Source organism: Microvirga flocculans ATCC BAA-817 (assembly GCF_000518665.1).
Classification (GTDB): Bacteria; Pseudomonadota; Alphaproteobacteria; order Rhizobiales; family Beijerinckiaceae; genus Microvirga; species Microvirga flocculans.
The window spans coordinates 200,166-226,427 of record NZ_JAEA01000001.1 but is presented as its reverse complement, the minus strand read 5'-3'; the positions used below and the strand labels follow the sequence as shown (position 1 = coordinate 226,427).

22 protein-coding genes and 1 pseudogene are annotated in these 26,262 nt (G+C 63.0%); 4 read left to right on the top strand and 19 right to left on the bottom strand.

What is annotated here, in order from left to right; genetic code table 11:
- Positions 1 to 131: 131 nt before the first annotated feature.
- The 12 genes and pseudogenes from L879_RS23455 to L879_RS22480 form a co-directional block, all read right to left on the bottom strand.
- The gene (locus L879_RS23455; protein WP_161634617.1) at positions 132 to 743 is read right to left on the bottom strand and encodes an IS5 family transposase; all 612 of its coding nucleotides are present in this window, start codon (positions 741 to 743) and stop codon (positions 132 to 134) included.
- Positions 743 to 901, bottom strand: a pseudogene (locus tag L879_RS24555) (transposase); the annotation flags it as partial. The pseudogene L879_RS24555 and the gene L879_RS23455, both read right to left, overlap by 1 nt.
- Positions 902 to 1,056: 155 nt before the next feature.
- The gene (locus tag L879_RS20025) at positions 1,057 to 2,166 is read right to left on the bottom strand and encodes an acyltransferase family protein (RefSeq protein ID WP_051434954.1); all 1,110 of its coding nucleotides are present in this window, start codon (positions 2,164 to 2,166) and stop codon (positions 1,057 to 1,059) included.
- Positions 2,167 to 3,026: 860 nt separating this feature from the next.
- On the bottom strand, positions 3,027 to 6,812 hold the full coding sequence (locus L879_RS0101160; RefSeq protein ID WP_154664040.1) for an autotransporter domain-containing protein: 3,786 nt from the start codon (positions 6,810 to 6,812) through the stop codon (positions 3,027 to 3,029).
- Positions 6,813 to 7,085: 273 nt separating this feature from the next.
- Positions 7,086 to 9,278, bottom strand: coding sequence for a hybrid sensor histidine kinase/response regulator (locus tag L879_RS22485; protein WP_051434953.1), 2,193 nt, complete (start codon positions 9,276 to 9,278; stop codon positions 7,086 to 7,088).
- 357 nt (positions 9,279 to 9,635) lie between these two features.
- Complete coding sequence (locus L879_RS0101150; protein WP_027314496.1) at positions 9,636 to 10,262, bottom strand: glutathione S-transferase; 627 nt, start codon at positions 10,260 to 10,262, stop codon at positions 9,636 to 9,638.
- Positions 10,263 to 10,274: 12 nt separating this feature from the next.
- On the bottom strand, positions 10,275 to 11,969 hold the full coding sequence (locus tag L879_RS0101145) for an FAD-dependent oxidoreductase (protein WP_027314495.1): 1,695 nt from the start codon (positions 11,967 to 11,969) through the stop codon (positions 10,275 to 10,277).
- A gap of 7 nt (positions 11,970 to 11,976) precedes the next feature.
- On the bottom strand, positions 11,977 to 12,807 hold the full coding sequence (locus tag L879_RS20015) for an SDR family NAD(P)-dependent oxidoreductase (RefSeq protein WP_084020601.1): 831 nt from the start codon (positions 12,805 to 12,807) through the stop codon (positions 11,977 to 11,979).
- Positions 12,808 to 12,919: 112 nt separating this feature from the next.
- Positions 12,920 to 13,660, bottom strand: a complete 741-nt coding sequence (locus tag L879_RS0101135) for an SDR family NAD(P)-dependent oxidoreductase (protein ID WP_027314494.1) — start codon at positions 13,658 to 13,660, stop codon at positions 12,920 to 12,922.
- Between the two features lie 32 nt (positions 13,661 to 13,692).
- On the bottom strand, positions 13,693 to 14,460 hold the full coding sequence (locus tag L879_RS0101130) for an SDR family NAD(P)-dependent oxidoreductase (protein ID WP_027314493.1): 768 nt from the start codon (positions 14,458 to 14,460) through the stop codon (positions 13,693 to 13,695).
- A gap of 128 nt (positions 14,461 to 14,588) precedes the next feature.
- The gene (locus L879_RS0101125; protein ID WP_035458335.1) at positions 14,589 to 15,365 is read right to left on the bottom strand and encodes an SDR family oxidoreductase; all 777 of its coding nucleotides are present in this window, start codon (positions 15,363 to 15,365) and stop codon (positions 14,589 to 14,591) included.
- A gap of 178 nt (positions 15,366 to 15,543) precedes the next feature.
- Complete coding sequence (locus L879_RS22480; RefSeq protein WP_027314491.1) at positions 15,544 to 16,317, bottom strand: helix-turn-helix transcriptional regulator; 774 nt, start codon at positions 16,315 to 16,317, stop codon at positions 15,544 to 15,546.
- Positions 16,318 to 16,472: 155 nt separating this feature from the next.
- On the opposite strand from L879_RS22480, the gene L879_RS20005 reads away from it, so the two are divergent.
- Positions 16,473 to 17,147 (top strand): GntR family transcriptional regulator, encoded by a 675-nt coding sequence (locus L879_RS20005; protein ID WP_084020599.1) that lies wholly within the window; start codon positions 16,473 to 16,475, stop codon positions 17,145 to 17,147.
- Between the two features lie 159 nt (positions 17,148 to 17,306).
- Here L879_RS20005 and L879_RS0101110 read toward each other — a convergent pair whose 3' ends face one another.
- The 3 genes from L879_RS0101110 to L879_RS20000 all read right to left on the bottom strand — a co-directional run bounded on the left by L879_RS0101110 (position 17,307) and on the right by L879_RS20000 (position 20,448).
- Positions 17,307 to 18,449, bottom strand: a complete 1,143-nt coding sequence (locus L879_RS0101110; RefSeq protein ID WP_027314490.1) for a C4-dicarboxylate TRAP transporter substrate-binding protein — start codon at positions 18,447 to 18,449, stop codon at positions 17,307 to 17,309.
- Between the two features lie 112 nt (positions 18,450 to 18,561).
- The gene (locus L879_RS0101105) at positions 18,562 to 19,869 is read right to left on the bottom strand and encodes a TRAP transporter large permease (RefSeq protein ID WP_027314489.1); all 1,308 of its coding nucleotides are present in this window, start codon (positions 19,867 to 19,869) and stop codon (positions 18,562 to 18,564) included.
- A gap of 3 nt (positions 19,870 to 19,872) precedes the next feature.
- Entirely contained in the window at positions 19,873 to 20,448 is a 576-nt protein-coding gene (locus L879_RS20000) for a TRAP transporter small permease (protein WP_051434950.1), read from the bottom strand.
- A gap of 72 nt (positions 20,449 to 20,520) precedes the next feature.
- Here L879_RS20000 and L879_RS23450 point away from each other — a divergent pair, with 72 nt between their 5' ends.
- Positions 20,521 to 20,715 carry a hypothetical protein gene (locus L879_RS23450; RefSeq protein WP_154664039.1) on the top strand — a complete coding sequence of 65 codons (195 nt, stop codon included), beginning with the start codon at positions 20,521 to 20,523 and terminating at the stop codon, positions 20,713 to 20,715.
- 73 nt (positions 20,716 to 20,788) lie between these two features.
- Here the strand turns inward: L879_RS23450 and L879_RS0101095 are convergent, their stop codons facing one another.
- The 4 genes from L879_RS0101095 to L879_RS0101080 all read right to left on the bottom strand — a co-directional run bounded on the left by L879_RS0101095 (position 20,789) and on the right by L879_RS0101080 (position 24,084).
- A complete protein-coding gene (locus L879_RS0101095) occupies positions 20,789 to 21,289 on the bottom strand; it encodes a nuclear transport factor 2 family protein (RefSeq protein WP_027314488.1) in 501 nt (166 codons plus the stop codon).
- 93 nt (positions 21,290 to 21,382) lie between these two features.
- Positions 21,383 to 22,165 carry an aspartate/glutamate racemase family protein gene (locus L879_RS0101090; RefSeq protein ID WP_027314487.1) on the bottom strand — a complete coding sequence of 261 codons (783 nt, stop codon included), beginning with the start codon at positions 22,163 to 22,165 and terminating at the stop codon, positions 21,383 to 21,385.
- 27 nt (positions 22,166 to 22,192) lie between these two features.
- On the bottom strand, positions 22,193 to 22,996 hold the full coding sequence (locus tag L879_RS0101085) for an aspartate/glutamate racemase family protein (protein WP_027314486.1): 804 nt from the start codon (positions 22,994 to 22,996) through the stop codon (positions 22,193 to 22,195).
- A 173-nt stretch (positions 22,997 to 23,169) separates the two neighbouring features.
- Positions 23,170 to 24,084, bottom strand: a complete 915-nt coding sequence (locus L879_RS0101080) for an NADP-dependent oxidoreductase (protein WP_027314485.1) — start codon at positions 24,082 to 24,084, stop codon at positions 23,170 to 23,172.
- A 261-nt stretch (positions 24,085 to 24,345) separates the two neighbouring features.
- On the opposite strand from L879_RS0101080, the gene L879_RS22475 reads away from it, so the two are divergent.
- The gene (locus L879_RS22475; RefSeq protein WP_051434949.1) at positions 24,346 to 25,095 is read left to right on the top strand and encodes a calcium-binding protein; all 750 of its coding nucleotides are present in this window, start codon (positions 24,346 to 24,348) and stop codon (positions 25,093 to 25,095) included.
- 298 nt (positions 25,096 to 25,393) lie between these two features.
- Positions 25,394 to 26,245 (top strand): ABC transporter ATP-binding protein, encoded by an 852-nt coding sequence (locus tag L879_RS19990; RefSeq protein ID WP_161634616.1) that lies wholly within the window; start codon positions 25,394 to 25,396, stop codon positions 26,243 to 26,245.
- Positions 26,246 to 26,262 lie beyond the last annotated feature (17 nt).

Here is a 26,262-nt window from a genome sequence, read left to right as displayed (position 1 = left end):
TCATCCCCTGTGGGCCCTTTTCCGTTGACAGGTGCGCCCCTCAAGAGCTGGTGCGATAGGCGAAGTGGTTGAGCCATATCGCGAGTTTATTCATGCCAACGAACATTGTTGGGTTCGATAGAGCGCTGATACTAGGTCGTGTGGACGGGTTTGATCAGGATGAAGCTCGGAGCAAGCGCGACGAAGGAGCCGTAGTTCTCGTCCGTCTCCTCACGAGGTAAAGCAACGCGCTTGAACCGCTTGAGCTTGCCTATGGTTTGCTCGATGCGTGCCCGTGCGCGGTAGAGCGCCTTGGGAAAGAACTTCGGCTTCTCTTTGGTCGTTGTGCGGTACGGAATGGTCGGGCAGATGCCGCGGGATCGGGCGGCCTGTCGGTTGGCTTTTGCATCATAGTCCTTGTCGCCTACCGCAGCGCGGGGCGTGATGTCCGGCCCGACGTCGAGCAGCGTCTCAAAGTGTGAGCTGTCGCTGACCTCGCTTCCGGTCAGGTGAAAGCCCAGCGGGTCGCCATTCCAGTCGGTTTTAAGGTGGATCTTGGTCGAGAACCCACCCCGGGAGCGGCCCAGCGCCTGCCGGCTCTGCCCCCTTTTGCCCCAGCCGCCGAGACATGGGCGCGTACGATGGTTGTGTCGAACATCTTCATCAGGTGAGCGGTCTTGCTCAGAGCCGCCAAGACCTCGAAGAAGGCTTCGAACACGCCCGCCCGGCTCAAGCGCCAAAAGCGTTTCCAGACTGAGTTCCAATTGCCGAAACACTCGGGCAGGGCTCGCCAGGTGATGTTGTGGACCGTGAAGGAGTGCAGCGCCTCCAGGAAGCGGCGGTCGTTGCGGCCCTTGGCGCCACGCCGGGAGCACGAAGCCGCAAACACCCGCAGCACCGTCGCCCAGTCTTCCTCCGTCATTCCCGTCAGCATGGTCGAGCCTCCTGAAGCCGATCTGCCATGAATCATCGCCCGCCTGATTTGGGAATCCACTCAGCCAATGCTCGACCCAATCCGTCTACATAGCCTAGGAGAGTATGATGAATCCTGCGACCGAAGGACGGCGCGAGGCGGAGTCAGACAACGCGCCGGACCAGCGCTGACCGTCGCAGCACTGCGGTCAGACCGAAGGCAAACAATACCGTTCCAATTACTGACAGCGGTAGGGCGATGCCGTGCGGCGTGTTGAGGGCCTCCAGTCCCCGGCTCATTGCGACGAGGAGCGGGGCGTGCAGAATGAAAGCCCCGTAGCTGTTGGCTGCGGCCCAAGCCCAAAATGGCCGTGCACGGTCGCCGCATCGCTGGCTCCAGACAATCAGCGAGGGAATAGCGCTGAGGGCAATCAATGGCTCCCAAAGAGCATATGTGATCGCGGCGAGTGAGAAGCCCGTCTCAAACTGCACGTCATTCGTGGTGAGCAGAACGGCGGGCAGAAGCGGCAGGGTGACCAGACCAGCGAGCATTGCACGCTGCAGGGCGGGAAGCGGCAGCCGACTCAACCAGCCCGCGCGGCCCGCCCGCACGCCGACGGCGAACAGCACAATGTAGGAGGCGAAATAGCCGATCTGGAAACCGAGGACGGATGTGCCCACTGGAATGATCTGCCGGATCAGGAGCGCAGCACTTCCAGTCAACAAGGCAAGCGTCAGCCACAAGCCAAAGGGTGGCACGGGCTGATCCGCTCTGTCACGCGGTGGCCAGAACCCCAAGACGACGGAGAAGAACAGCAGCGCCGCCGGGAACCACATCGGCCCGAGGACGAAGACGCCGCGCAGGATCCGCGATGCTGTCTCGGCCGGGATGGCGTGCAACGGTGCGGTCGCCGCAGCGATGGTCATAGGCCCCAATAAGAAGCCGAACACAAGCACCGGAAGACCCAGACGGATCGCACGGTCAGTGAGGAAGCCAACGGTCCCCTTGCGGTCTAGTGATGCTGGCGCGAGATAGCCCGAGACCATAAAGAACAGCCCCATGAAGAAGGCCTGATTGACTGCGGCCATAAAGGTCAAGGGAACACTGATTGCCTCGGTTGCCTTGAAGAACCAGCTGCCGCTGGCGCCGTAGGTGATAGTAGCATGATGAGTGATGACGAGCACGGTTAGGCCTGCACGCAACCGGTCGATCCAGACATTGCGCGGCGTGGGGGAGGGCGCGGGCCCGTTCATTATTGACTCGACAATCGACATTACTGCGCTCCATACCTACTGCACCCGCATTCACCAAAATAATGGGTCCAGTCTCCTGCACCGGAAATGGCCCCTGTACAGAACCAGTTGCCAACCGATCGAAAGGACCTGTTGCGGCTCAGCCCCGAACAGGTCCATCCAGTTGCCGTTTCAAAGCATCGGCAAACTTGCGGGCATCGCGCTCCTTCGCGGAGCCGGAGCCGACAACCAGGCCCTGTTAAGGTGGGCTGATGAAATAGTCCGAAAGCAACGACATCGCGAAACCGCTGGCAATGAGGCTTTCGCGTAGAGGTCCGTCATCTGCCAGCTCGGGGATCCCGACGACCAATTTCAAGCTGCCCTCCGGTGTCGAGAGGTGCAGCCGCGAACCGAGCCGATCCGTCAAAAACTGCGTCAGCAGTGCGAGCCGGTTGCGGTACGCCTTCGATATCGTAGCGATATGGGCTGGTTTACGCTTTGCCTGGACCTCCCAAATCCGCATTACGGCATTGACTTCAACAGTATACCCACACGCGTGACCTCGACCATTCGGGTATAACCATCGTAGCAAATCTCCAAGCAGCCTCAGGAGCGCAGTGCGTCTACAGCAGTCGGGACATGCAGGTCAGTTCCTCTAGCAGCACAAATGACTGACTGATTTTGCGCTAGAATAGGATTATGGCCTTATGAATCCAGGTAATTGCTAAATTACTGAATTTACCAAACTTCGTTTTGCCCTATTTGATTCACGGCCCACTCGTGGACCGTTAAGCACATACGGCGAAGCGGACATCAAAGAGGCGACGCAATCGATGAGACTGCGTCGCCTCTTCCATTTACTGCCTTCTTCCTGGCGCATTGCGCCGACCTGACGGGCCGCGTCAGCGTGTGTCGAACCTCCAGACGAGATTGCCCTTGAGGGCATGGTCCTGGGCCCGGCTGCCGATCTGGCCGGAATACGAGACGCCCAGGCTGATCGCGTCCGACGCCTGCCAGTCGAGCCCGGCCTCCACCACCAGCGCATCGCGGTCGACCGGGACGCCTGCCACGCTGAACGGGCTTGCGCCCCCGGCGAACGCCACCAGCGCCGCAGGCTCCACGTCACCATAGGCGTGACGCCAGCCGAGGAGGCCCCGCACCGTCAGCGGCATCTCGGGGCTCGGCTGCGCCTCGGCCCTGATCCCCAGCGTCGTGGTGCCGAGCTCGTAGGTCCGGCCGAAGCCCGTCAGCACCGCCGCGCCGCCGCGCTCCTGGAAGCCGTCGGTGTCAAGCCGCAGCACGGAAGCGCCCGCAAACGGCTCGAACGCCAGACCGGCCAGGGCAAAGCGGTAGCCGACCTCCCCGAAGGCCTGCAGGGTCGCGCCGTCATAGGAGGCCTTGACGGCATCGGCCAAGCCCGGGGCACTGACCGTGCGGCTGAGGTCGATGTCGTGGTGGGCATAGGCCGCGCCGAGACGGAGCGAGAGATCGCCCCACCGGCCGGAACCGTACAGCGCCCCGAACACGCTCCCGTTGGAGCCGGAGGAGCGCCTGGCCTCGACATCGAACGCGGTCGAGATGTAGCCGCCGGCCAGACCGAGCCGCAGGCCGTCACCGATCTGCGCATCGGCGCCGAGGATGAAGCCGCCGGTCGAGGTGTCGAGGGAGGCCGCATTGCCATCCGAGCGCACCTTGCCCCACGAGCCGAAGCCCTCGCCCCAGAGGGCATGGCGCAGCGGCGCCGGAACCGGGGCGAGCGCGGCCGGCAGCGGAGCCTTGCCGGGCCGGTCCGCCGCGAAGGCTGCGCCATAGGGGCCTTGCGCCAGGAGCGGCAAGGCCGGTCCGCCGAGCGGCTCCCTGAGCCGGGCGAGAACCGCCTCGCGCACCTTCCGGCTGTCCTCGTAAGCCACCTTGGCGGCGGAGGCATGGGCTTCGCCGGAGAGCGCGTCGAAGGCCTGCCGCGCCCCGGCGACGCTGGCACCGAGGACGGTGTCGTAGAGCAGGTTGTCCGCGCCCAGCGCTTCGACGGCATCGGCCGTGCGGTACTGGTTGCCGCTGGCCGCCGCCGTGCGGAAGGCGAGCGGAGCCCGCGGCCCGGTCTTGCGCACCATGGTGAGCGTTACCGCATCGGCCCCATAGCCCAAGGTCGGCGTGATGAAGGCGAAGTCGGAACTCAGGATGCCGCCGAACCGTCCGCTCACGCCGCTCTGCGCGGTCAGGATGGCATAGGCGTGATCGGCGCGGAACCGGACGCCCTGGTCGGGCAGGATCTGCACCGTGCCGCCATTGATGGTCGCCGCTCCCGTCGCCGCGATGCGGTCGGACTTCCCCGAGCCGTCGATCTCGACCTCATAGATCGAGCTGGGACGGAACGTGACGTTGCCATTCACATTCAACGTGCCGATGGAGTTGCCGGGCGCGACGGTGCCCCTGACGGTGGTGTCGCCGACGGAGCCGATGCCTTGCAGGCGGCCCGCCGATTGCACGTCCAGCGCGCCGCCGAGTTTTCCGTTCACCGCCAGCGTGCCGGCCTCAATTGTGGTCGTTCCGGTAAAGCCGCCGGAATTGCCCGTCAGCGTCGTCACCCCGTTCTCGACGAGGACCTGCCCAGCGCCGGACATGGGTGCGTCAAAGACGTAGGATGTGTCCGTGTGATTGAACACCAGCCTGCCGGCGCCGTCGCCGAAGGTGACGGCGCTCGCATCGACCGCACCGGCCGCCTGCGCCGACTGGCCGGAAGCGGCGCCGATGTTCAGCGTTCCGGCAACGCCCGCGCCGCGGGCGATGACGATATCGGAGGCGCGCAGGGCTGCATCACGCGACAGGGTCAGCGTGCCGTTGCCATAGGCTCCGATAAACAAGCGGCTGGCCATGGCCACTTCGGAACCGGCGCCGGTGAGGGTGACGGTTCCGCTGGAGCCCGTCTCGTTGCCGATGTAGAGCCTGTGCCCGGTGACGCTGCCGCCATCGGATACGGTCAGAACGCCCTTTCCATAGCGGCCGACATTCATGCAGCCGGAATAAGCGACGCTGCTGTCGACGAATGCATTCCAGTTCGAGCCGGCACCCGTGACCGTCATGGTGCCGGTCGAGCCGGCGAGATCGCCAAGCGTTCCTTGCAACGCGCTGATCCTGCCGCCGTCCCTCAAGGTGACCGTCGCCGTGGTGCCGGAGCTGTAGCCCGCGATGAACGCCTCCGTCATCGTCCAGGACGAACCGGCACCATCGACGGTGACCGATGAATCGGAACCGGAAAGCGTGGCGATGTAACCGGCCGCGCTCGTTACGGCGGCACCGTCCTCGATCCGGAGTACACCGCTTCCCTCATTGCCGACATAAAGGTTGCCGGAGCTCGTCCAACGGCTGCCCGCGCCTGTCACGGTCGCCTCGCCGCTTGCGCCGGTATTGGTCCCGATGATGGAATGAACCGCCTCGACGGCGGCTCCATTGCGAATTGTCAGATCACCGGTGCCGCGCGCCCCGACCTGCAGATTGCCGCTGGTGATCGTCCATTTGGAGCCGTTGTCCGCGATCGTCGCAGAGCCGCTGGCGTCGGCCACGTCGCCCAGACGTGCAGACGTGCTGGTGACTGCACCTCCCGCACTGATGTTCAGAGTGCCGTTGCCAGCCGTCCCCAGAGGATCGGAACTGTCGCCACCGATCAGAAGATCGCCGCTGGTCCACGTGGACCCCGAGCCGGTCACTGTCGCCGTGCTGGCGGAATGCCGCCCGATCACGCCGCCCCCGCTGCTGACCGTGGCGCCGGAACCGACGGTCAAGGTCGCAGCGCCATAATTGCCGACAATCAGGCCGCCTGAGCTCTCCAAGAAGGACCCTGTGCCCGCAATATCGATCGAGCTGGAGGCGCTGGACGCCGCCTGACCGATCGTCGTCACGCAGCAACTCGAAACATAACCACCGTTCAGGATCGTCAGGCTGCCGACACCACCGCCGCCAACCGTCAGGGAACCGGCATTGATCCAGTCGCTGTCGGAGCCGGAAATCGTGGCACTGCCCGTCGCTCCTATGCCATCGGCGATCACGGCGCCGATGCTGGTCACCAATCCGTCGGTGACAGAGAGTGTCCCATTCCCGCCAGGCGTCCCGCCCGATCCGCCGTTGCCGGCATAACCGACAAGGAGAAAGCCGGCCGCGTTGAAGTCCGAACCTCCTTCGACCAGCAAGCTGCCGGTGCCGCCGACGCCCGTCCCGAGATAGGTTGTACCGGCCGACGCGGAACCGCCGCTCGTGACGACGAGCGAGCCCTGCCCCTCGCTTCCAACAGTGAGGACACCGCTGTTCGTCCATGTGCCGCCCGAGACAGTGACGGTGCCTTCCGCCCCGGCGCTGTTGCCGAGCAACGCGCTCCCCGTCGTAAGCGCGCCGTCAACGGTCAGGACACCTTGAGACGAGGTGCCCACATAGAGATTGCCGGCGAAACCGCTCATGCCCAGCGGAATCAACGGCCCCGCCGCTGTGTTGATATAAGCGTTGTCAGCCGCGCCGGGGGTGTGGCCATCCCAGACCCAATGCGAATCGACAAACCAGCTCCCACCGCTCGGTCCGTTCCAGAAAACCGAATCGGCATGAGCCGGCGTGGCCAGAACCAGAGCGATGACACTGGTCGAACGCAGGAGAGAAAAGGAAGGCGAGGCGAGAAACAGGTTCGGAAGGCGGCTCGCGGGCATGAAAGGGATCCGGTTCGGCAAGAGAAGCTATGCAGCTTCTTGCAGCCACTGGCCCTGAGCGGGAAGTTTGAATTCCTATATCGGCGCCATCTGCCCTAAAGTTTTTTCCGGATGTTGCTGGACAACAACGCAAAACGTAATGATATTAAAATAATAATGAAGAGTTATAAAATATTGTAAGAGATTTTCTGTTTCATAATTTCTCTCAACACTCCAACCGGATTCGCCGATACCTTCAGGCGGAAGGGAGATGGCGAACGTGAAGAGGCCTCCTCACGGATAGGTCGATCCGGTCATCTCCTGGGGAGCCTGACGATGCTTCGAGGGGTAAGGCTGGGTAACGGTCCGGCTGAACCTCGCACGCAGTTCCGCCTGCACCGTCTGGGCCAGAAGATGCGGCGCATAGGGCTTGCGGAGCAACGTAAAGCCTTCCAGTCCAGCGCGGGAAGCTTCCTCGCTGTAGCCCGTCACGAGGATCACCGGCAGATCCGGCCGCTTCTGCCGAAGGTTTTGGGCCAACTCAAAACCCCCCATGTCGCCCGGCATCACCATATCCGAAACGACGACATCGATCGCACCGCCCGATTGCAGTACATCGAGCGCCGCCCGTGCATTCGGGGCTACTGTCACCGTATGCCCATGCTCCCGCAGCAGCGCCGCGGCGACCTCCGCAACCTGGGGATTGTCTTCTACCAGCAGAATCCTGGCGTGAATGACGCCGGTCTCTCCCCTTGGCGCCGGCAGGGTCTCCGGCACCGTGAGGGGCGCCGTGCTGCGAGGCAGCGTCAGCAGAACGCAGGTGCCGCGGCCGAGAGCGCTGCGAACCTCGACCGCTCCCCCGGATTGCTCGGCGAAGCCGTAGACTTGCGCCAGGCCCAGGCCGCTTCCCTTGCCGACGTCCTTGGTCGTAAAAAACGGCTCGAACACCCGCGGCAGCACCTCGGGGTCAATGCCGGCGCCCGTATCGCTCACCGTAATGGCGACGACGTCTGCGGCGTCCGGCCCCTGAAGAACGACGTTCTCGGTCTTTATCCGGAAGCTGCCGCCCTCCGGCATGGCATCGCGGGCGTTGGCAGCCAGATTGATGAGCGCCACTTGCAGCTGACTTGGATCGATCTCCACCCGCCACAGATCAGGAGCCAGATCCAGGTCGAGAGAAATGTTCTCGCGCAGTGACTGCGCCAGCATGTCGTCCATGCCGGCGATCAGTCCGTTCAAGTTTACGACTTCAGGATGGAGCGATTGCCGGCGCCCGAAAGCGAGCAGATGAGTGGTGATCTTCCGGCCCTGCTCCACGGCCTGGAGGGCGTTGTCGATCAGACGTTCCCGGCGGTCTTCCTTGGCCCGGCGCAGCAGATCGAGATTACCCATGACGATGGTGAGCAGATTGTTGAAATCGTGAGCGATCCCGCCCGTCATCTGCCCCAGGGCTTCCATCCGCTGCGCCCGGATGAGCTTGGCCTCCGTCGCTTCCCGGCGTTGCATCTCTGTTCGAAGCCGCCGCGTGACCTCCTGTTCCCGCCGGATCTGAACCAGGGCGAGGCCTGACAGCAACATCAGGCCGATCACCGCCGGGATGGCGAAGATGAGATATTGTACCATCGTGCGGCGCCACTCGGCGAGGACGGCGTCGGTACCGAAGGCGAACAGGACGTAGACGGGATAATGGTCGAGCTTCTTGTAAGCGACGATCCTGCGGATCCCATCCACGGCTGAGACGGACGGAAAGCGCCCTTCTGGCGCCTTGGCGATGGCTGCCATGAAGGTCTCGCTGGCACGGGGCTGATCGACGCTAATCTTCGACTCGGCGTCCCGAACCAGGAATTTTCCGTCAGACCGCACAAGGCCGGCTGAATAATCGAAGCCCATGGCGGCACGCTGATAGAACGCGACGAAGTAGTCGGGATAGACCGACAGAAGCAGCGCCCCGATCAGCTCGCCCCGGTCGTTCACGAGAGGGCGGGCCACATTGAAAGCGATTTGACCGGTGACGCGGCCTGTGACGATCTCGCCGATGAACGTGCCGCGGTAACCTGATCGGAACGCCTGCATGTATTCCCGGTCGGACGCATTGGCGACAGGCGGCGGAAACTGAAGGCTAGTGTTCTGAAGATTACCGTCTGCGTCATACACCTGGATCGATCCGATCTGTGTCTTGGCCGTTACGATCTCCTGCAGGAACGCGTGGAAGTCGGCGGACCGATCAAGACGAGGCCAGGATTCTGTCCGAAGGCGGTCCTCGATCCGATCCATCACGAGTTCGTAGGTTTCGAAGATATGCTGCGCGTGACCGTGAAGGATGGTGACCGTCTTGTCGGCGCTGCGGGCGGCTTGGGCCAAAGCCTCGGTGCGGGTCTTCCATGCGACGACACCGAACAGGGAAGCCGGAATGAGAAGGGCCGCAAGGAGCAGTGCCAGGATTGTGCCGATGCTTCCGAAAGACCGCCACGCGACGCGCACGTCCATGGGCTTCATGTCCTTGTCTTGACCGAGGAGTCCGCAACCAGAAACAGAATTCAGCTGCCTTACGCAGAATCAGGTTCATGCGTCAGGCCTGCTGATCCGTCCGAAGTAGTGCTTGCGGGCAAAAGTCAATGGTCCTGGCAGGCTCGCATCGCGCCCCCCTGGAGAATTATAACTCCGCCAGCGGCAGCGGACGGTCTTCATCGCGGAGGGCGACGGAAAATTAGCGGACGACGGCGGCATCGGTTCTCTGGACCGCCGTGATCGTTACCGGCCTGCCCCACGGCCGTGCTTGAATTCCCTGCCACGTCCGGCTCCGGTGCGGCTGGACATGGCAGGGCCGTTTCCGGGGACGGGGCGTCAGGCTGCCGCCACCCGGTCGACGCCGTACTTGGTGTCCTGCATCGAAGGCCGGTCGGAGAAGCGGCGATGCCAGGCGGCCAGCGCGTCACGGCCCGTGCGCCAGTCGTAGTCGGGGTAGCGATGGTCAAGATAGGCCAGGGCACAGGCCAGCGTGATCGTGGCGATATCGACGCGGCCTTCGAGGGTGGCGGCAGCACTGTCGAAATAATCGATGACCGAACGCACCTTGGCGAACTGCCCCTCGTACCAATCGTCCCATTGCTTTTCCGCGGGGCGCAGGATGCGCTCGTAGCGCGCCAGCAGGGCCGCATTGAGCAATCCGTCGGCGAGGGAATGCTCGGTCAGCACGGCAAATCGGCGCTCGCCCGAAACCGGATAGACAGAGGCCTTGGCAAGGTCGTTCAGGTACTCGCAGACCACCCGGCTGTCGGCGAGCATCGTGCCGTCATCCGTGAAGAAGGTCGGCACCTGTCCGAGAGGGTTGGACGCGACGATATGCGCGTCGCGAGTGACCGGGCCCGCTGCGCTGGTCAGAAGCTCGATCCTGTCGAACAGGCCGACTTCGTGAGCGACAACGAGAACCTTGCGAACGAAGGGAGAGTGGGGCGAATAGAAAACTTTCATGGCGTGCCTGCCTTAAGGGTTGGACTTTGCCGCACGGGCCAGGGTCTGGCCCGCAATGTAGCCGAAGGTGAGAGCGGGACCGAGCGTAATTCCCGCCGCCGGATAATGCCCTGCCATCACGGAGTTCATGTCGTTGCCGCAGGCGAACAGCCCCTCGATCGGCTGCCCCGACGTATCCAGCACACGGGCATGGTCATCGACGCGCAGCCCCGTTGCCGAGCCGATATCGCCCGGCCACACCTTGACGGCATAGAAGGGACCCGTCTCGATCGGACCGAGGCAGGGATTAGGCTGATGCTCGGGATCGCCGAGATAGCGATTGTAGCGTGTGGAACCCTTCCCGAATACGCGATCAACGCCTGTCCTCGCAGCCTCGTTCATGCCTGCAACGGCTTCTGCCAGATTGGCCCGGTCGACCTTCAGCACATCGGCGAGGCCCTCGATCGTCGGGGCGGTCAGCAGGTAACCGGCGCGGACGAAAGGGTCCGGCCGGTCATACTTGGCGCGCACCAATCCGAGGCCGTAGCGGCGCAGGAAGCGTGCGTCGCACACGAGATAGGCGGGCACCGCATCCGGATCAGCATGCATCGCCTCGACGAACTCGTGGTAGGAGACGGCTTCGTTGACGAAGCGTTTTCCCCGTTGGTTCACGGCGATCAGGCCAGGCTTCTGACGGTCGATGATCAGGTGCGGAAAAAGCCTCTCGCCGCCATCGGGCAGTTTCATCACCGAGACCGGCGTCCAGAGTCCGGCGCCCTTGTTGTCGGTCTCGATCCGGGCGCCCGCGCGCACGGCCATGCTGATGCCGTCACCGCGATTATCCTGGGGCGCCATGGTGCGGTGAACCTCGGCATGAGGCATGTGCTCGCCGCGCAGGGTGGGGCTTGCAGGAAAGCCGCCGGTCGCGAGCACGACGCCCGCCCGCGCGTGGATCGTGCGTACCTTTCCATCGAGCTCGATGCGCACTCCCGTCACGCGCCCGTTGTCGGTCACGAGATCGGCGGCCGCGGCCTTCGTGAAGATGGGGATGTTCCGGTCCAGTGCGGATTTGTAGAGTCTGGCGGCCAGGGCATTGCCGAGCAGCAGGCGGGTGCCGCGCCGGTGGGAGAGCCTGTCGCGTGCATAGCGTAGGACCAACCTGGCGCTGTGCGCGAAGCTCTCCGCCTTGCTGAAAGCGGTCAGCAATGCCTTGATGTCCTTCGTGTTCACCATCATGCCCCCGAGCACCATGAAGGTGTGAAGCGGGGGACGGAGCTTGTCGAAGTTTCGCCCCAGCGCACGGGCGTCGAACGGCAGCGGATCGATCGTTCGTCCGCCCATCGATGCGCCAGGCGTTTCGGAAAGATAATCCGGCGATACGGGGCGGGCCGCGAACTTCACCTCGGTATGGGCGGCCATGAACTCGACCATGCGAGGGCCGTTGTCGAGATAGGCCGCAATCATGTCGCCTCGCAGACGGTTGCCCAGCGCGGCCGTGAGATAGGCCATGACGGCCTCGCGGCTGTCCTCGTGACCGGCTCCCTCCATCAGGTGGTTCGACGGAATCCAGACCGCCCCACCGGACACCGCCGTACTGCCGCCGATGAACTCGGCCTTCTCGAAGACCGCAACCGAAAGCCCCTCGACGGCAGCCGTCAGCGCGGCGGACAATCCGCCCGCGCCGGAGCCGATGACAATGACGTCGTAACGATCTGCAGGAACGGTCACGGTGGCGTTATTCCTTGTACTTGCCGGCTGCGAGCATCGCCTTGGACGAGAGATCGCGTCCATTCTGCGCGGTGAAGAACCCCGATGACACGCCGCCATCGACCATCAGCAGCGTGCCGGTGATGTAGCTCGAGAGATCCGACAGCAGGAAGAGACAGGTATTGGCCACTTCCTCGGGCATGCCGAGGCGTCCGAGGGGAGTTCGTTCGGCGACGACATCGGTGAGGAATTTCTCGGGCAGGCCGTTGCGCACCATGGGCGTATCCGTGACGCTCGGTCCGACGGCGTTGATCCTCACGCCGTAGGATCCCCACTCGATCGCCAGATCCTTGGTCAGCCCCACGACACCGGCCTTCGCGGCGCAATAGGCGGCGCGTCCGGCCTGGCCGCCGATCGAGGAGGTCGATCCGATGGTGACGATGGAGCCGCGCCCCCGCGCCACCATGCGCCGTCCGGCGGCCTGAACGGTATAGAAAAGTCCGGTCAGATTGACCCCGATCACCGCTTCCCAAAGATCGGACGTCACCTCCGTGGCCGGGGCGGAGCGGGCGATCCCTGCGGCTGCGACCAGCCCGTCCAACGGCCCCATCTCCGCTTCGGCGCGAGAGAACGCTTCTTCCGTCGCAGCCGTGTCTCTCACGTCGAAGCTCAGGGCCAACGCCCTGCCGCCCCGCGCACGCACCGTTTCCGCGGCCTTCTCGGCACCCTCGGCGTTGATGTCGACGATGACGACGTTCGCGCCGTCGCGCGTCAAAGCCTCGACGCAGCACCAGCCGATGCCCGATGCACCGCCCGTCACCATCACGTTTCGCCCGTTAAGGCCAAAAGCATAAGTCATTCGATTGTTCTCGTCCTTGGCCGTCAGGCCACGCGGTCATCGTTCAGGCCAGCGGCGGCTTTCATGCGTTGAAACGCCGCTCGCTTTGAGATTGCGGATGCATGTGCGCCCACTAAACGGCGACGCCTCCAAGCGATTTTCCGCCATCGACGACCAACACCTGTCCGTAGATGAAATCGGTCTTCGGCGAAGCGAAGAAGGCGACCGCATTGGCGATATCGGCGGGCTTGCCCAGCGCTCCGGTGGGCTGCAGGGCGAGCAAGGCCGCACGCGCCTCGGGCGACTGGCGGGCAACCATTTCCGTTTCGACACCGCCGGGAGCGACCGCGTTCACCATGATGCCCTGCGGCAGGAGTTCCAACGCCATCGCGCGGGTCAAGCCCACGACAGCCGCTTTCGAGGCGACGTAATGCGCATGCCCCTTCGCGCCGAGATAGGCGCGGGAAGCGATGTTCACGATCTTGCCGCCGGGCTTCATCCGTTTGGCCGCCGCCTGCGAAAGAAGGAAGAGGGCCGTGACGTTGACATCCATCATCCGGGCGAAGTCGCGGCTCTCAATCGCGAACAGATCCTTGTTGTCGAAGATGCCCGCATTGTTGACGAGCACGCTCGGAGCGGGGAGACGCTCAACGAGCGCTCCGAGCGAGGCATGATCCGACAGGTCAACGAACTCGAAGCTCGCGCGATATCCCTGCCGCGACAATTCGGCGGCACAGGCCGCACCTGCGTCGCGCTCACGGTCGAGAACGACCACGGCGAAACCGTCGGCGCACAATCTTTCCGCAATCGCCCGCCCAATTCCGCGGGCGCCGCCCGTGACCAATGCCAGGGGCTTGTCGTGCAATGTTGTCATCGTGAGATCCTCAACGCGCTTTCTCGCGCACCTCAGGCCATCCGGTAACCACCGTTGACGTCGATAGTGGCTCCGGTGATGTAGGACGCATCCGGAGACAGAAGGAACGACACGGCGCCGGCAAGATCGTCCGGACGTCCCAGACGGCCGAGCGGCACGGACTGGCTGAGCTTCTCGAAGGAAGCCGCGCGGTTCTCTTCCGTGCTCGTGATGTGCAGCATGGGCGCATCGATAACGCCCGGCGCCACGCAGTTGACGGTGATGCCGAGCGGCGCCAGTTCGCGCGCGACCGCCTTGGTAAAGCCGAGAACCGCCGATTTCGATGAAATGTAGCTGGACGACGAACGATAGCCGCCGAGCTCGGCGGCGACAGAGCTGGTCGTCACCACGCGGCCATTGGCGACCGGAACCTTGTGCCGCCTGCGGGCATAGGCCCGGCAGCACAGGAACGTCCCCAGGGCATTGACCGCATGCGTCTTGTTCCAGTCGTCAACCGTGAGATCCACGAGCGGCGGGCGCTCGTTATTGACCATGATGAGAAGGCCCGCGTTGCACACGAGCGCCGTCACAGGCCCATGGGAAGCCTCCAGCCCGTCAAAGAGATTCTCGACCGAGCTTTCGGAGCTGACATCGACCTGCCATGCGGAATGGCCGGTGCCGGCAAGCTCCGCAACGCCGGCTTCAGCCTGCTCGAGGGTCAGGTCGGCAATCGCAACCTTCCAGCCGTCGCTCGCCAGACGCTTGGCAATGCCAAGTCCGATTCCCCGTCCGCCGCCTGTGATCAGCGCCAATCCCAACATGCTGGTTCCTCACGTTATGTTCGGTCGCCAGATGTAGCTTTCGGGCGGAAACGCTCCTATCCCCAAGTCTTGTGACAGGACCTGCGACAGGTGCGAGTGCTCCCGTTGAGAGCGCTCATCGCGAGGTTCTAGATGGCGCGGCCGCCATCGACCTCGACGACTACGCCCGTCACGAAACTGGCCTCGTCGGACGCAAGAAAGAGCACGACATTGGCGATCTCCTCCGGTTGCGCGATGCGCCCGAGAGGAATTCCTTCCGCCATTTTCCCGCGTGCGATGGCCTGCTCGTTCGCGCCGCCGAAGCCGCTGAGCGCGTCTGCGAGAAGCGGCGTATCCACGGGACCAGGGTTCACGCCGCAGACGCGGATGTTCTGACGCGCGTATTCGAGAGCGAGAGCCTTCGTGGTGACGACCGCGGCTGCCTTCGAGCCCGCATACCACGTGTTCATGGGCCGCGGGCGCGTCGCCGAGACGGAGCACGTATTCACGATCGCTCCACCTCCGTTCTCGATCATGGCGGGAATGGCATGGACGGCGCACCAGTAGAGCGACTTGACATTCACGTCATAGAGCCGGTCGTAGCTCGCCTCATCGACCTCATGGGCCACATGATAGCGCTGGGGCACGCCGGCATTGTTCACGATGATGTTCGGGATGCCGTAGCGCGCGGTCGCGAAGGAAACCATGGCCTCGTAGGATGGGCCCTCGGAAACATCGACCGGGCAGGCCGCAACCTCGCTGCCATCGGCGCCGAGCTCCGCGGCAAGCGACTCCGCCCTTGAACGATCGAGGTCGGCGATCACCAGGCGCGCCCCCTCCGCGGCGAAACGCCTGCTGATGGCGGCGCCCAGACCCGACGCGCCACCGGTCACAATGGCGATCTTGCCCGAAAGACGCTTACCCATGACGCGTGTCCTCATCGCTGCCGTTTGTCAAAGACTAGCATCGGGCAGCATCCATGCAGTCCCATCGGGATGTGACGCTAGAGCCTAGCCGATTTTCACAGGGGCAGAGCAATTCGGTCACTGCCGGTCCGGCTTGTCCGAAGGCGCCCCGGCATTAATTGTTGCGGAATGAACCGCCTTAAGAAACCAACAGTTGCAGAAGCTCGTTCTGCGTACAAATGTTAAGGCGTGAGTAGGCTCGCTTTCGGTAGGTCAGAACCGTGTTGAGGCTGATTCCCAACTCGAGCGCGATCCCTTCCGAGGTCAGCCCTCGGGCGATGTGCGTGCAGACCTGCAGCTCGCGCTGGGTGAGTTCCGGCGCAACAACGCGCAAGCGGTCAGCGATATTCTGCTGCCCCAGGCGATGGGCCGTGCGCTCGCCGTGAATGCCATGACGGCGAAGAAGCACATCCATCAGCTCGGACGTATCGCTCAAGTACTGGCTGACGATCGGATCAAAGGCGCGGCGATCCTTGAAATAGAGATTGAACCGCACCATGCGCCCGTCGCGGTTCCGGCAGGTGGAGGCGCGGCTGTAGAGGTTCGCCTCGGTGAAGCAATCATCGCGATATTCGGCACTCGACAGATCGCGCGCTTCGATGAGCGCGAGCGACGCGCCAGACGATTCGAGTTCCAGTTCCACAAGGCGGATAGGATCGACACGCCAGTAATCGTTGACATAGCGCTCGTTGCGCCAGATCGGCGCATCGATGCCCTGCATGATCGCGGTCTTTGGCGCTTGACCGCAGACACCTGTAAAAACGATCAGCTGGTCGCAGCCCGTCGCCGAGCGGGTCGTGCGAAACAGAGTTTCGGCAAAATTGGGCCGTCCGACAGCTTCGATCAGATCCCCCAGCGCGGCCTGAAAGGCGTAGGGCAAAGATTGGGCGGCATCGATCTTTGAAACGTACATGGCGTCCTCCAGGGCCGTACGGCGGTGTGTCCGCTCTGTTTGTGTCCAGCTTGGCGTGGAAATGACACTAACCCAACGGTTTCCACATGCAAATCATTTCTGCATACAAGATTGTTCACTAAAATGTATGATGGTATCGGAGCATTAATCTGAGGTTGGAGGAGCTCTCGGAAGTGGCTGGAGACATAACTCACGCGATATCCAACCGCGTGTTCGAGTTACTGCGGGCAAAAATCGTGACCGGAGAGTTACGCCCGAACGAGCCTTTGATCGAGACGGACCTGGCTCAGCTCCTCGACGTCAGCCGCACGCCGATCCGCGAAAGCCTGCAGCGGCTTGCGGCGATCGGGTTAATCGTGCCGCGCCGACGCGGCTGGGCCGTGCGGGAATACACGCCCGCCGAGGTTTTGGGAAAATTCGAAGTTCGCATCGCGCTCGAAGGTTTTGCAGCCTTTCTGGCGGCGCAGCGCGGCACCGACGATCAGCTGCGGCGCTGCAAGCGCATTCATGAAGATCGCCTGACGGTCGAACCGGGCGACGAAGACCGGCGCATCTCCACGAACCGCGACTTCCACGCGGCCATCATCGACGCCGCCGGCAACGAGCAGCTCAAGGAAGCAATCTACGAAACGGGCCGCTTCTATCTCAACCGCCCGGTCGTCCGATCCAGCACGCGGGAGGAAATGGCCCTGGCGCATGCCGAGCATGCTGCCATCGTCGATGCCCTCCTGGCACGGGATTCCCAAAGGGCCGAACGGGAGATGCGGGCCCACATCAGGCGAACGTTTCTGATGTTTCAGCGGCTCGAGCCGGGGGTGCACCTGGCTTGAATGTTCGAACCCGAGTTCCGGGGAACATGTTGCCTGCTGCACGCCAGTAGATCCTTTGAGGTCTTGGAAGCCGAAAAAACGAAACAGCCACGCGAGAGCGTGGCTGTTCGAACGGATGCAGGAAGCCGGCACCGGATATCGGCGCCAGCTTGGATTGTCTTACTTCTTCACGCCGTAGGTGTTGGGGTCGAGCTTGCTGTAGATCTCGTCCCAGACCAGCTTGGACATCTTCGCCTGATCGTTGCGGTCGACGCCGTCGAGCAGCTTCGTCCACTTGGCCATGAGCGCGGTGATGTCGGCCACTTCCTGGTCCATGTTCTTCACGCCGGCTTTCGTTCCGGCAGCAACCATGTCGGCGTCGATCCCTGCGACGAATTTGTCGTAAGCCGCCGTGAGGTCGGCTGCAGGCTCGACCATGGCGATGCCGGCCGCACGCGCCTGAGAGACGCCCTCATCGCCCTTTGTGACGTAGCCAACCATGGCCGCAACGAGACCCTTCGCACTTTCCTCGAAGATGATCTTGCGATTCTCGGGGCTGATGCGCGACCAGGACGCGGGATTCACGATCCAGGAGGCGCCTGCGAAGTAAGGCCCCATGTTCATGACGCTGTAGCCCTTGGCGACGCGCAGGAGGTTCGCGCCGGAGATCAGGTGGGTCGGGTCCGCCGCTCCGCAATCCACGGCTCCGCGCTCGAAGGCCGTGTACATTTCGGAGGAGGGAATGTTCACGTCGACCATGCCGATGGACTTGACGAAGCGCGACCAAGGACCGCCCGGTGTGCGCACGCGCTTGCCCTTCAGGTCCGCCACGCTGGCGATCTTCGCATCCCGGCAGATGAAGTGGTAGGCCGGCGTGGAATAGCCGCCGAGATAGACGACGCCGGCGGACGCGAACTCGCCATTGCCCTCTTTATCGAGAAGTCCGTACTCGGTGCTCGCGAAGGCCGTGACGAAGGGATCCGGGAACTTGAATGCCACATCCGGGATGATGTTCCAGATCGGGAGCTCGGACGGCGTGTAGGTGATGGGGTGCATGGCGATGTCCGCCACACCGTCCCGGGTTCCCGTAAGATTGTCGCGCGCCGGAAGCAGAGAACCGCCGAGATAGGTCTCGATCTTGACCTTTCCGCCCGTGCGCTCGGTGATGGCTTTGGCCCACGGAATATAGCCGTAGGCCGCAAGCGGCTCGGTCGGCGACAGATAGATCGAGTAGCTGAAATTGTCCGCGCTTGCCGGAGCGGCTGCACAGACGGCCGCTCCGCAAAGCAGCGCGCTCATCAGAATGCGATTGAATCTTTTCATCGTTTCCTCCTCGGTTGTGAGTTCAGATCAGCTTATGGGGGCTGATGGCAGTGGAGACAGGTTGGGGAACGGCAAGGGCAACCTCCTTATTCCCCGGAGCGGTGAAGCTTGGTCAGTCCATGAGCGACGGAAGCCAAAGCGACAGGATCGGGAAAGCAACGAGGGCCGTGAGGACCAGAAGATCCGTCACGATGAACCAGCCCGCGCCCTTGAACACCGTCATCAGATCGACCTGGTTTCCTAGGGAACTTTTGACGACATAGACGTTGAGTCCAAGCGGCGGCGTGACCATCCCGATTTCAAGAAGTTTGACGACGAGGATGCCGAACCAGATCATGTTGAAGTCGAGCGCGACCAGCAGCGGCAGAACGACCGGAAGCGTCAGCAGCATGATACCGATCGAGTCGAGGAACATGCCCAGGACCAGGTAGATCAAGGCGATCATCAGGATCACGACATACTTGTTGTCGCTGATCGACAGGATGCTGTCCGAGAAGAAGGCCGGAAGCTGGCTGATCCCCATCAACCGCTGGAACATGGCTGCGCCGATGGCGATGAAGAAGACGACCGCGGTCGAGATGGCCGTATCGAGCAGCGAGTCCCAGATCATGCGCTTCGAAATGCTCCTGCGCTTCCATGCGATCAGGATCGCCATGAGAGCGCCGAGCGCGCCTGCTTCCGTCGGGCTGGCGATGCCCAGCATGATGCTTCCCAGCACACCCAGGATGAGGGTCGGCAGCGGCCAGATATCCCGCAACGCGGCCCGGCGCTCTTCCTCGGTCAGGTTCACCTTGGAACGCGGCGCAAGGGAGGGATTCAGCTTCACGCGCATCATGATCATGGCCGAGAAGGCGATGGCGGTGAGGATGCCGGGCACCACGCCCGCCACGAACAGCGGACCGATGGCGGTGTTGGTGAACACCCCGTAGATCACCATGATGATCGAGGGCGGGATCAGCGAGCCGAGCGTCCCGGCGGCCGCGATCGTGCCGGTGGCGAGGCCCTTGTGGTACTTGGCCTTGATCATCTCGGGCACGGCGATGCGCGCCAGGGCGGCCGAAGTCGCAGCCGAAGACCCCGACGCGGCCGCGAACAATGCGGATGCGCCGACCGACGCCACGGCCAGACTGCCGGGCACCCAGCTGAAGAGCATGCGCATGGCCGTGAAGAGGCCATTGGTGATGCCGGCCCTTGCCGCAACATAGCCCATCAGCAGGAACATGGGCACGGCGCTGAGCTCCCATGCGGCGATGAACGAGTAGGGAATCGTGCTCAGCACTCCCCATGCGGCTTTCCAGCTGGAGATCGCGGCGATGCCCACGAAGGACACGCTGATCAGCGCGAGCCCGATCGGCACCCTGATGGCCATGAGCACCAAGGCGACGCCGACCGAAATCAATCCTATATCGAGACGGTCCATACTTTACTCCACGACGTATTCGGCGCTGGCGTCATACGCCTCGAGCCAGACGTTTCGGTTGCGTCCGTTGAGAACGCCGATCAGATGCCAGAGGCAGACCAGCCCCGCGCTCGCGAAGCCGACAGGCAGGGCCCAGCGGGACGGCCAGACAATGGTCATGGCCGATCCCATCGCCATTTCGCCGATGGATTGGGCATGCAGCGCATCGTATGTCGAGCGGTACGTCAGGGCAGCGTAGATCGCGACGCTGAGCACCAGACTGAAGATCACGCTGGCCAGTTTGAGGCTGCGCGGGAACATGTTGAAGAAGACATCGACCACGATCTGCTCGCGCTTCAGCTCCACCAGAGCGAGCGGCAGGAAGACGGCGATGACCATGTAGTAGTAAGAGACGATCTCGAGCGTTCCCTGCACGGGCGCGCTGAAGACATACTTCATGAACACATCGAGCATGATGTGCAGCATCATGAAGATCAGGACGATACCGCCGATGGTCGCCAAGACCCGGCTCATCCGATCGAGAGGATGCGGCTTTTCGGAGCCGAGAGTTCTCGGCGCCACAGCTTCCGACTGGTTCAAATTACGATCCTCCACAGGTCCTTATGCCCGCCCTATTAGACGTTGGCCGGTCGAACCGGCAACTGCCACACCATGGCAGGAAACTATTATCGCGCCGCCGCCATCGAGCGTCTGTCACTAGCTTTTGTGACGGAACAACGGGTGCTCCAGGATGCGGAGTGGCTCTTCCATGTTCCCTCCGTCGCCTTGCCTCTCGCATGCGGCGACCCGTCAGCGCCCTACCGGAAGCAGGATCACGTGGACAGAATAGCTCTTTATTCCTCGTGACAGGTTCCCTTCAGAGCCGTTGCAGGGTCATGCGGATGGCGGGATGCGGCCTCGCTGTGAGCCCGCCCTCGTGCTACGTGTTCGAGGCATCCAATCCTTCCGGCGTGCGCGCCAGAAGGGCCTTTCCCTCGGGCGAACCGTCGAGCAACACGTTGGTGCGACGCCTGATCTTCCACTGGCCGTCCCGTCGCTCGAGCTCCCAGCGGGAGACGACGAGCCGCCTCAACGTGAAGACACCATCCCGATGCGCGAAGAGCTTCGCGTAATTGGTCGCCACGGCCCGGTCGCCGTCAAGATGGACATGCGGCAGGGATAGGACGTGTCCGGAGCCGCCGTTCGTCACGTCCTGATGGAAGGGACCCTCGATCATGTCACGCAGCCCCTGATGGCCGACATACTCGCCCAGGCCGCCGACCTTGTAGACGCTGTCCTCGGTCCACAATTCCGCATTGTTCTCGATCGAGCACGCATCGACGGCCGGGCCGTAGGCGCTGATCAGGTTGTAGATGCTCAGCCTGTCCTCAACCGCTCGCAAACGGCGTTCCAGCGCCTCGATATCGTGATTGTCCATCATGCATCCCCGTCCTTCATAACGACCTTGCGCAACTGGCGGCGGTGAGACCGAGGGCCGGCGCCCGCTCGGCTCACTCTCCGATGCTTCGAGATTTCAGGCGCCGGCGAGGAGATTGCGCGCCGCATCGCTCGGCAACGGATAAGCCACCCGGCTTTGAGCCACTCCGGTGCGCTTCTTGAGCGCCACCGCCAGCTCGGCGAACAGGACCGGCGTGCCGATGGCGTCGATCACGGGAACGCCGTCGACCTCCGTCAGCCCGTTTTCGGCCGCCATCACCCCCAGCACGCCCTCGGCGGGGATGACGACCTGCGCTCCGGCGGCGATGGCCTCCCGCACGCCGGCGACGAGCCTGTCGAGATACGGACCGGGAGACGAAAAATTGGCGTCGAGTTCCGCCTCGGACACGTCGCCCTCGATCAGGTGGATTCCGCTGAGGCGATCCTTCCACTTGTGCAGGGAGGCCGACTTCTCGATGAAGGGAATGACCAGCTTGTTCAAGGTGACGAGGCCTACTTTCGGCGCGCTCATCGACGCGGCCATGAAGCTTGCCTCCGGCATAGAGACCACCGGAATGCGCGCCAGCGAGCGCAGCTCCGGCAGAATCGGCTCGCTGAACGAGGCAACGACGAAGGCGTCGGCGCCGGCTTCTTCCGCATCGAGAAGGGACTTGACGAAGGCGGGCGCGACCACCGTGTGATACATGATCGGTGAGCCGATCACGTCGGCCGTATCGAGATGACTGCCGAAGCTGCTCCGGCGGCCGTTGAGGACCACTTCGGTTCCGGGGCTCGCGACCCGCTTGAAATGCGCGGCGAGCGCCTTCTCGTAATTCGGGAAATAGGTGAAGTTCAGCGTCGACTGGTACCAGATTTTCATTGTCAGACCTTCGATCAGGAGTGGGAATCAGCCGATGAGCGCGCTCTTGCCGGCAATGAAGTCGAGAACGGCCTGCGTCGGCTTCCCATAGTGCCAGCGGCGTCCCGGCTTCAGGCCCGTGTGACGGTGAAGCTTCGCCATCATCTCCGCGTAGAGAACGGCGGCCGCGATGGGATCGACGACGGGAACGCCATCGATCTCCCGCAGGTCGTTGCGCGCCACAACCGTGGCGACCAGGCCCTCGGAGGGGATGATCGCATCGGCGCACTGCCCGATGGCCCTCCGCGCGACATCGGTAAAGCGCGCAAGATAGGCGGAAGGATCGGTGAAGATCGTGTTGATCTCGCGCTCGGTCGCCTCCGGGCGGACGACATAGATGCCGCTGATGCGGCCCTCCAGGCTACGCGCCTGCATGTTGACCCGCTGGAACCATTCGTTCTCGACATTCATGGTGACCAGCGCAAATTTCTGGGCCACGGAGCAGGCCACGTGAACCGCCGCCTCCGCCGTGGACACCACGGGGATATCGGTCATGGACCGCAGCTCCCGCAGCCAGGGCTCCGTGAAGGAACCGAGCACGAAGGCATCATACCCCTCCCGCTCCGCCTTGCGAAGCTGCTCGAACAGCACGTCGCTCAGGATCTTGTGATAGGCGTAGGGCATCTGCATGACCTGGCTGTTCGCCAATCCGCCCCAGGTCCCGTCAGGAACGCCATGCAGGGCCACCTCCAGGTCGGGGGCGACACGGGCAAAATGGTCGAGCAGGGCCTGACGATAGCTGTGATAGGTCGCGATTTCGACCGTCGACTGGAACCAGATTCGCAGCGTCATCGAACCACCCTGTCGCGCATCTCACGTGCGCTGTCACAGGCCAAACGGCCTGCATTACATCATTGACACTTTCGAGCGTAAGAGCGCCATTCACCCTCGTCTGTCCCCCGGCATGGTGACAGGGCGTCCTTCATGAGCCGCGCTGCGGCATGGCCCAGGAATATCATGAGGATTCACCGCACCTTGAAGACCAGCTTTCCCTGGAAGTGGCGCGACTCGCTGACCCGGTGGGCGTCCACAGCCTGCGACAGCTCGTAGAGGGCGATCTTCGGAGGGCGGACCGCGCCTGCCTCGATCAGCTCGGCGATGCGGTTCATGGCTTTCGTGGAACGGGTCGCCGGCGGCTTCAGGGAGACAATGTCAGGGCGGTCGGGAGCCGGAGCCGGCCCGCCGATGAAGGCTGCCCTCCCTCCGGCGCGCAACGTCCGCAATGTGCGTTCGGCTACCTCGCCGCCCACCGTATCGAGCGCGGCATCGCATCCTTCGACGGCACGGGTGAAGTCGACGGCGTTGTAGTCGATCACCTCATCTGCTCCGAGGCCGCGAACATAGTCATGGTTTGCGGCGCTTGCAGTCGTGATCACCCGCGCGCCGATATGCTTGGCGAACTGGATCGCGAAGCCTGCGACGCCTCCTGCCCCGCCCTGGATCAGAATTGTCTCGCCCGGTTGCAGCCGCAGGGTCTCCTCAAGCGCGCTCACCGCAGTCAGACCCGTAAGAGCCATGGCGGCGGCTTCGGCATGCGGGATGCCCGCAGGCTTGCGCCCGACGATGGTCTCTTGAAGCGCAATCTTCTCGGCGTAACCGCCATCCTTGCCACGTAAGGAGACCGCGAAGACTTCATCCCCGGGCCGAAACATCGTAACCGCCGCGCCGATGGCCGTCACCGTGCCGGATACGTCCCGGCCGAGAATGTGCGGAAACGCGATATCGGCATCCAGACCGCGCCGCTGCTTCCAGTCAGCCGCATTCACGCTTGCAGCCGCGATGTCGATCAGGATCTCGTCATCGGCAGGAACAGGGTCCGGCCTCTCGCCATAGGTCAGGACCTCGGGACCGCCGAAGCGCTCGATATAGACTGCCTTCATACCGCCTCCTCCCCGCCTTTTGCGCGAAGCGTGAGTGTTAGAGACGTTTCATGCATCGCGTCAAATCGCGTGCGGATGAAGAGGCCGTGAGCGCTACAGGGTTCGGCGCAGATACTGCCGCCGTTCTAGTCGATTCATCACAGTTTTCCCTTCTTTTCATGCGACGTTGAAGCAACTTGGCTTGCTGGAATGCGCTAGCCCGTTTGCACATGCGGCAGCGCTTCCAGTCACGTTATCGGGGGCAGTCATTCGGAGGAATCCATGGCTATCATCTATGGCAATGACTGGCCGAACTTTCTCATCGGAACAGAGGCCCGCGACCGGATCTACGGTTACGGCGGAGACGACGATCTCTACGGCTATGGCGGCAACGACGATCTCTATGGCAGCTGGGGCTATGACATTCTCTATGGCGGGAGCGGCGACGACTACCTGAACGGTGGAGACGGTCCCGACGATCTCTATGGCGGGTCCAACCAGGATTATCTCGTCGGCGGAAACGGTTACGACATCCTGTTCGGCGAGTCGGGCAACGACGATCTTTATGGCGGCTCAGGCTATGACGACCTCTATGGCGGGTCGGGACTGGACTATCTTAACGGCGGATCCAGCGACGACTGGCTCGATGGAGGAAGCGGGCGGGACTGGCTCGTTGGAGGATCCGGCGTCGACATGTTCGTCTTCCGTCGCGGTTCGTCCGGGATCACCACGACGAGCGCGGACACCATCGCCGACTGGAACCCGCAGACGGACTGGATCGACATGAGCATCAAGGCCACGTGGGGCAACTACCGCGAGGCCAGCACCACCGCGACCTCCATCGCCGCCGCTGCCGCCGATGCCGAGAGCCGGTTCATGAGCACGAGTATCGTGCATGTGTTCCTGTACAATGCCACAACCGACAGGAGCTATCTTCTGTCCGATCTGAACAACGATGACCGATTTGAGACAGGCGTGGTCCTGATCGGCGCCGGAAAGGCGGCCGAGATGAGCTATCACTACATCATCTGACCGGCGGAAGCGCGTCGCACAGGCAGGAGGCGCCGGCCCGCGCCATCCGACCTGCCGCAGTCGATCCAGAGCTTTGACTTTGCGCAATGTCATTCGTTGCAGCGAAGGTTTTCATGTCTGTCTCAGCCGTGATCTTCGGTATACATCGTTGCAACCAGGCACCGCGCAGTCCTACACGGGAGAAGAGCCGCCGGGAGAGGCGGGCGGGTCGCGCGTCCTTCTCCCTGCGAAAGTTCCCCCCGATCTCCTCGCTTTCGTCTTGTTCGTCAGCTCAAAGCACCAGATCTGGCTTTGCCTGTTGTCCGTTCTCGTCTTCACGGTGGGCATCGCCCCGCTCGAGCTGCAAAGACGCATCGTCAACGACACCTTCGCAGGCGGCGATATCGGCGCGATCCTTCACCTGGCCGCCGCCTATGCCGGCGTGGCCCTCGTCGCCGGAATTCTCAAGCTCACGATGAACGTCTACCGGGGTTTTGTGAGCGAGAGAGCCGTGCGCTGGCTTCGCATCGCTCTTCTCGACAATTTCGACCGCCTGATGCACGAGCATCGCCGCGCGGAGACGCAGGGCGTGGAGATCTCTCTCGTCATCGACGAGGCGGATCCCGTCGGCGCGAGCCTTTCGGAGCCGGTCCTCCAGGGCGGGCTCCTCATCGGCATCTTCGCCTACATGGTCTATCTCCAGCCTCTGATGGCGCTGGCCGCCTTTGCCGTCTTCTCGCCGCAGCTGATCTTCGTGCCGCTAATGCAGAAGGCCATCAACCGCCGCGTTTCCTACAGGATTGCGGCGCTGCGTCAGATCAGCGTCGGCGTCATCGCAGCTTCGCCCTTGGAAATGGCCGACGGGCATTCGCAGCATGAGCGCGTCGCGCACGTGTTCTCCCTCAACATGGGCATCATCCGGCTGAAGTTCAGCATGAATTTCCTGATGAACCTCATGTACCATCTCGGCATCGCCGCCATTCTCGCGCTGGGCGGCTATTACGTCGTGAAGGGCGAGGTGAGGGTCGGAACGATCGTCGCCTTCGTGTCGGGGCTGGGCCAGCTCAACGAGCCGTGGGGGGACCTGGTGAACTGGTTTCGCGACCTCAAGGTCACCGAAACGAAGTACGACATGATCAGGCAAGCCGCCAACAATCTGCGGGACGGATGATCGCCGCCGGACCGGAT

What these genes read in the sequence shown, in the direction of transcription:
- L879_RS0101150 (WP_027314496.1), bottom strand. Translation starts at nt 10,262, where the DNA reads ATGAAAGTTTTCTATTCGCCCCACTCTCCCTTCGTTCGCAAGGTTCTC.
- L879_RS0101110 (WP_027314490.1), bottom strand. Translation starts at nt 18,449, where the DNA reads ATGAAAAGATTCAATCGCATTCTGATGAGCGCGCTGCTTTGCGGAGCG.
- L879_RS0101080 (WP_027314485.1), bottom strand. Translation starts at nt 24,084, where the DNA reads ATGAAGGCAGTCTATATCGAGCGCTTCGGCGGTCCCGAGGTCCTGACC.
- L879_RS0101130 (WP_027314493.1), bottom strand. Translation starts at nt 14,460, where the DNA reads ATGTTGGGATTGGCGCTGATCACAGGCGGCGGACGGGGAATCGGACTT.
- L879_RS0101135 (WP_027314494.1), bottom strand. Translation starts at nt 13,660, where the DNA reads ATGACAACATTGCACGACAAGCCCCTGGCATTGGTCACGGGCGGCGCC.
- L879_RS0101105 (WP_027314489.1), bottom strand. Translation starts at nt 19,869, where the DNA reads ATGGACCGTCTCGATATAGGATTGATTTCGGTCGGCGTCGCCTTGGTG.
- L879_RS22480 (WP_027314491.1), bottom strand. Translation starts at nt 16,317, where the DNA reads ATGTACGTTTCAAAGATCGATGCCGCCCAATCTTTGCCCTACGCCTTT.
- L879_RS0101090 (WP_027314487.1), bottom strand. Translation starts at nt 22,165, where the DNA reads ATGAAAATCTGGTACCAGTCGACGCTGAACTTCACCTATTTCCCGAAT.
- L879_RS0101095 (WP_027314488.1), bottom strand. Translation starts at nt 21,289, where the DNA reads ATGATGGACAATCACGATATCGAGGCGCTGGAACGCCGTTTGCGAGCG.
- L879_RS0101160 (WP_154664040.1), bottom strand. Translation starts at nt 6,812, where the DNA reads ATGCCCGCGAGCCGCCTTCCGAACCTGTTTCTCGCCTCGCCTTCCTTT.
- L879_RS23450 (WP_154664039.1), top strand. Translation starts at nt 20,521, where the DNA reads ATGGCAGGAAACTATTATCGCGCCGCCGCCATCGAGCGTCTGTCACTA.
- L879_RS0101125 (WP_035458335.1), bottom strand. Translation starts at nt 15,365, where the DNA reads ATGGGTAAGCGTCTTTCGGGCAAGATCGCCATTGTGACCGGTGGCGCG.
- L879_RS20025 (WP_051434954.1), bottom strand. Translation starts at nt 2,166, where the DNA reads ATGTCGATTGTCGAGTCAATAATGAACGGGCCCGCGCCCTCCCCCACG.
- L879_RS20015 (WP_084020601.1), bottom strand. Translation starts at nt 12,807, where the DNA reads ATGACTTATGCTTTTGGCCTTAACGGGCGAAACGTGATGGTGACGGGC.
- L879_RS0101085 (WP_027314486.1), bottom strand. Translation starts at nt 22,996, where the DNA reads ATGACGCTGCGAATCTGGTTCCAGTCGACGGTCGAAATCGCGACCTAT.
- L879_RS22475 (WP_051434949.1), top strand. Translation starts at nt 24,346, where the DNA reads ATGGCTATCATCTATGGCAATGACTGGCCGAACTTTCTCATCGGAACA.
- L879_RS22485 (WP_051434953.1), bottom strand. Translation starts at nt 9,278, where the DNA reads ATGGACGTGCGCGTCGCGTGGCGGTCTTTCGGAAGCATCGGCACAATC.